Here is a 4,691-nt window from a genome sequence, read left to right as displayed (position 1 = left end):
CCTCGACCTCCCCGAGCATGAGCCTGAACGCCGGGCTGAACGACGCGCTCGCCAACGCGGGCAGGGCCGAGGTCGATCCGCTGATGGACAACGCGCACCGTACGACGCACGCGCTGGGCGACGGCGACATCGAGGGTCTGGTGGACGGCGCTACCGGCGTCGCGGGGCATCTTCCGCTGGCCGGCCTGCCGCTCGGCAAGTAACGCCGCTGGGCGGCCGATCCGGCGCAAGGATCAGCCGCCGTGCAGCGGGACGGCGTACGGCCCGTCCGGGCCCGCGACCGCGGGGACGGTTCCAGGTGAAGGGGATCGGAATCGCCCCCGCTGATCGGCCGCTCGATCAACATACCTTGCTCCGGCCCGTTATTCGGCGCACCGCCGAATTTACCGTCGAACGGCGGAAGCCGGCCGTCGGTCCGCTTTCTCGGGATTGCGTGCGGGATTCCGCGGGTCGAATGCGCTCCCGGTGAGCCGCGTATTCCACCGTACGGCTGTGCCGTCGCGGTGAATTGGCCGCCCGGGCGAAGAACCATATGGGTGAAAGTGCAAAACCAAACCCGCTGAAACGAGTTGGGCAGAGCGCTCCGGATGCGGGCATTCAGTAACAAGAAGGGTGAATCGTGATCAAGAAGTTCATGGCCTCGGCCGCAGTCGCAGCGTCCATCGTCGGTGCCTCGGCCGCCGCCGCTCCCCAGGCGATGGCTGTCGGTGACGACGAGGGTGCCACCGCCGTCAGCGGCAACGGTGCGTCGCAGTCGTTCGGCAACTCCACCACCCACGGCAACATGAGCCCGCAGATCGGTCTGATCCAGGGCTCGCTCAACAAGCCCTGCATCGGTCTGCCGGCCAAGCTGAACGTCGGTTCGCTCATCGGCCTCATCCCGATCACGGTCCAGGACATCAACGTCCTCTCCTCGCCGCAGAACCAGCAGTGCACCGAGAACTCCACCCAGAACAAGGGTGACGAGGCGCTGTCGCACCTGCTCGACGACATCCCGATCCTGTCCGCGAACGGCGCCGGCAACAGCTGAGCGTGACGAGAGCCCGGGCCGTTCCTCCGCGGGGACGGCCCGGGCTTCTTGCTGCCCGGAGGCCCCCGGGCGCTCCAGGCCCGAGGCCCCGAGGAGCCGTGGAGCCGGGCACGGCTGTGGCCCCGGCCGCCGCGGGTGGGCGGCGGACCGGGGCGGGCCTCGCGTACGGCTCAGAGTTCGTACGGCCGTTGGCGGGGTGGCCGACGCGGCGGGTCCGGTACGCGCGGCGGCCTGAGCGGCGGAATGCGCGGACCGGCCTGCGGCTCGGCGTCGTCGGGGCGTTCGCGGCGGGGCGGGAACGGGCCCCGCGCGTGCCACTCGGCCAGCAGCCGGTCGTAGATCGGCGTCGGCTCCTCCCGTACCCAGCGGCCGGGCCGTGGCACGCGGGGAGGCTGCGGGTCCGCGTGCTCGTCGTCGTCCTTCATGTCCACGTCCACGTACAACCGCCCGCCCCGGCCCCGGGTTATGCCGGGTGTGGGCCGAAGGAGTTACACCGAAGGAGTTGGACCGGCGGAGCCGAGCGGGACGGCGGGCCGTGTCAGTAGTCCACGTCCGGGGTCTGCTCGGGCGGAGTCTGCGCGGACGGCTGCTGCTGCGGGCCGTTGGCGATGGCCTTGGCCAGGTCGCCGGCGGCGATGAGGGTCTGCTGGGCGGCGGTGACCACGTCGGCATGGTCGCGGGCGCCGAGGACCTCCACCAGCGCCACGATCTTCGCGTGCAGATCGCCGACGGCGCGGTCCTGTGCGCCGGCGGCGGCCGGCGCCCGGGTGTCGGTCCGCTGCGGGCTCCTGGCGGCATCCGTGCCGGCCGGGCCGGTGGGCGCGGACCGAGCGGGCGCGCCGTACGGGGTGGCACCGGCGTACGGATCGGCCTCGGCGTAGACGTCGGAGGACGCGTCCGTACCGGTGTACCCGTACTGCTCGTACGGGTCGTAGCCCGGAGCCGGCTGCGCGTCGCGGCCCTCCAGCCTGGCGAGTTCCGCGGCGATGGCCTGGGCCTCGGTCTTGGTGTTCGCGGTGGAGGTGGTGTCGTCCTTCTTCAGCGCGTCGCCGACCACGTGGAGCACGTCGCTGAGGGCGCCCAGCAGGCCGCCGTTCTCGTTGCCGTTCTGGGGGGCGTCGGGGGCGGGCGCCATGACGGCCGCGTCGGGAGGGGCGGCGTTCCGCTCGGCGTAGGACGCGGCGGCCGGGCCGGCCGTGCCGAGGACGAGGGCGCCGCAGGCGGCGGAGGTGACGACGAGTCCGGACTTCCGGGGCATGCGCATGGTGGTCCTTTCGGGTGACCGGTAGGAGCGGCGGTGGTCGGCGCGGCAGTCCCGTCGAGCGGTACCGCCGAGCGGTGCGTCGGGGAAAAGCCGAGATACCGTCACGGTGCAAAGGCCGGTCGCTCCGCGCAATTCATCGGCAACGCGCCGTCATGCGCCGCTGGTTGCGGTCGCATTGTCTGACCTGCCGTTTCGGCCCGAGCGGCGAAGACGGCGGGGCTGCGGCCATTCGTGGCGGCGCGGACGGGCAGACGAGTGGCCCGTGCGGGCGCGGCAGGAGGCGACCGGCCGCCATCGGGGGCTCGGCCGGGTGGCGCCGCGCGCACGGCCGGGTGGCACCGGGCCCGGAGTCATTACCTCCCGGCCCGTGACGGCGTTGCACTGGGTGTGGCGGAACGTGTCACTGACCGTGATGCGTGGGCCTTCGCGGGGCGGTGCCGTCCTCACCCTCCGGCACCGTCCCGCCTCCCGGCAGAGGCGCGTTCGTACGGCTGAGAGAACGTATCTTCATGCTGTCCCCGGTGCAGGCGTATTCCGTACCCGGTACGAGTGCGGGCCGCAACCCGGGGCCACCGGTCCGAGTTGAACCCCGGCGTGGAGCTCTTTCTCGACAGACAGCGCCCGGGAGTCGTGCCGCGCCCCGCGATGGAGCCGACCCCGATCTACGACCGGCTGCTGGCCGAATGGCGGGCGGGCACCGTCCGGCGGCCCGTCGCCCTGTGGCCGCACGACAGCACGGTGTGCGGCACCGGCCAGGGGCCCGGCGGTCCGGGCCCCGGCCCGGGAGGACCGGGCCGCCCCGGCGGCCCGTCCGGCGGGCGGCTGCCTGCCGTGGTGCCGCCCTCGATGGTGCGCAGGGGCAGGGTGCCCGTCGCGCCGCGGCCGGTGGCCGCCTCGCACCCCCTGTGAAAGCGGCGCCGGCCGGCCCTCAGCGAGCGGCGTTCGTACGGTCCGGCGGGCAGTCGCGCGGCCGCGGAATGGCCGGGCCGAAGGCGAGCGCCTGCCGCACGACCTCCTGGGCGGTGGGCGGTACGTCGGGCCAGAAGATCAAGTCACTGACGTAACGGCACTGCAGGACCTGCTCCAGCCAGTCCAGATGGGCATAGAGCCCGGCCTCGCCGTCGTACGCGCCGTCCAGGATGCGCTGGACGACGGCGACGGCCTGCTGCCGTACGGCCTCGTCCGGGACGCCGTCGCGGGCGCCCGCGACTCCGGCGTCGCCGCAGCCGTCGTCATCGCCGAGTCCCTCGCCGTCGCGGCCCCCGCTGCCGCTCCGGTCGCTCTGGTGGCTCTCCAAGCGTGGCTCCCTGTCGTCCCTGACCGGTCCCCCAGAGCCTGTCACTCTTCGGCGGCCACCCAAACCTCCGTGCCCTGGCCGGCGACGGCGGTATGTGGCTGCGGATCCGGCTCGGCGGTTGCGCTCCCCCGACGGACGGTGTGCGCGCCGGCGCACCGACGGGCCGGATCCGATGTGACGATCTCATCGGACGGGTCCAACGGCTGACTAACATGTGGCCAACCATGTGGCCAACGGGTCGGCCGGTACGGAGGAGCAACATGCGGTTCGGCCTGTTGGGCCCGCTGACGGTGCACGACGGGGCGGGCGGGGCCCGTCCCCTCAAGAGCGCGAAGGGCCAGGCGCTGCTGGCCGCCCTGCTGTTGCGGGCGAACCGCGTCGTACCGGTCGACGTCCTCAAGGAAGCGCTCTGGGGAGAGCACGCGCCCGCCTCGGCCAACGCCTCGCTCTACAACCACATCACGCGGCTGCGCCGGACGCTCGGCACGGACGGCGACGGCCGGCTGAGCTCGGTGGCCCCGGGCTATCTGCTGCGGGTGGGCGCGGGGGAGCTGGACAGCACCGAATTCACCGCCGCCGTACGGCGTGCACGGGAGGCGTACGTACGTGCGGACTGGGCCGCGGTGCTCGAGGAGGCCGCCACGGCGTCCGCGCTGTGGCGCGGCCGTCCGCTGGACGGGCTGCCGGCCGAGGTGTCCGACGCGCTGGACGCCCAGCCGTTCATCCAGCAACTGGAGGAGGAACGGCTCCAATTGCTGGAGTGGCGGTACGACGCCGAGCTGCGGCTGGGGCGGCACGGCGGACTGGCCCCGGAGCTGTGCCGGCTGGCCACCGAGCACCCGCTGCGGGAGGGCTTCCACCGGCAGCTGATGCTGGTGCTGCGCAGGACGGGCCGGCAGGCGGAGGCGCTCGCGGTCTTCCAGGAGCTGCGCCGGCGGCTGGTGGACGACCTGGGCGTCGAGCCGGGCGCGGCGGTCCAGGAAGCGCTCCAAGAGGTGCTGCGGGAGGACGAGCCGCTCCAGGAGGTGCTGCGGGAGGAACCGGAGCCGGCCCAGGGGGACGCGGTCGAGGACACCGTAGAGCGCGTCACAGGAGGAGAG

Annotated in this window: 6 protein-coding genes and 1 pseudogene; 4 read left to right on the top strand and 3 right to left on the bottom strand. The window is 73.2% G+C overall.

Going from position 1 to position 4,691, the window contains the following annotated elements; translation table 11 throughout:
- Positions 1–203, top strand: a pseudogene (locus CCS38_RS19270) (hypothetical protein); the annotation flags it as partial.
- A 416-nt stretch (positions 204–619) separates the two neighbouring features.
- Positions 620–1,030, top strand: coding sequence for a rodlin (locus tag CCS38_RS19265; protein WP_223734541.1), 411 nt, complete (start codon positions 620–622; stop codon positions 1,028–1,030).
- Positions 1,031–1,200: 170 nt separating this feature from the next.
- Here CCS38_RS19265 and CCS38_RS19260 read toward each other — a convergent pair whose 3' ends face one another.
- Both CCS38_RS19260 and CCS38_RS19255 read right to left on the bottom strand, forming a co-directional pair.
- Entirely contained in the window at positions 1,201–1,455 is a 255-nt protein-coding gene (locus tag CCS38_RS19260) for a hypothetical protein (protein WP_223734540.1), read from the bottom strand.
- A gap of 113 nt (positions 1,456–1,568) precedes the next feature.
- Positions 1,569–2,294 (bottom strand): hypothetical protein, encoded by a 726-nt coding sequence (locus CCS38_RS19255; RefSeq protein WP_223734539.1) that lies wholly within the window; start codon positions 2,292–2,294, stop codon positions 1,569–1,571.
- A 630-nt stretch (positions 2,295–2,924) separates the two neighbouring features.
- Between CCS38_RS19255 and CCS38_RS19250 the strand changes: the two genes are divergently transcribed.
- A complete protein-coding gene (locus CCS38_RS19250) occupies positions 2,925–3,203 on the top strand; it encodes a hypothetical protein (RefSeq protein ID WP_223734538.1) in 279 nt (92 codons plus the stop codon).
- 19 nt (positions 3,204–3,222) lie between these two features.
- On the opposite strand, the gene CCS38_RS19245 is transcribed toward CCS38_RS19250, so the two are convergent.
- Positions 3,223–3,591, bottom strand: coding sequence for a hypothetical protein (locus tag CCS38_RS19245; protein ID WP_223734537.1), 369 nt, complete (start codon positions 3,589–3,591; stop codon positions 3,223–3,225).
- Positions 3,592–3,851: 260 nt separating this feature from the next.
- On the opposite strand from CCS38_RS19245, the gene CCS38_RS19240 reads away from it, so the two are divergent.
- Positions 3,852–4,691 (top strand): AfsR/SARP family transcriptional regulator (locus CCS38_RS19240; RefSeq protein WP_223734536.1); only part of this gene is annotated, 840 nt, incomplete at its 3' end.

Source organism: Streptomyces purpurogeneiscleroticus, from assembly GCF_020024005.1.
Classification (GTDB): domain Bacteria; phylum Actinomycetota; class Actinomycetes; order Streptomycetales; family Streptomycetaceae; genus Streptomyces; species Streptomyces purpurogeneiscleroticus.
Note: the sequence above shows the minus strand (reverse complement) of the source record. Positions and strands in the feature narration are given on the sequence as shown.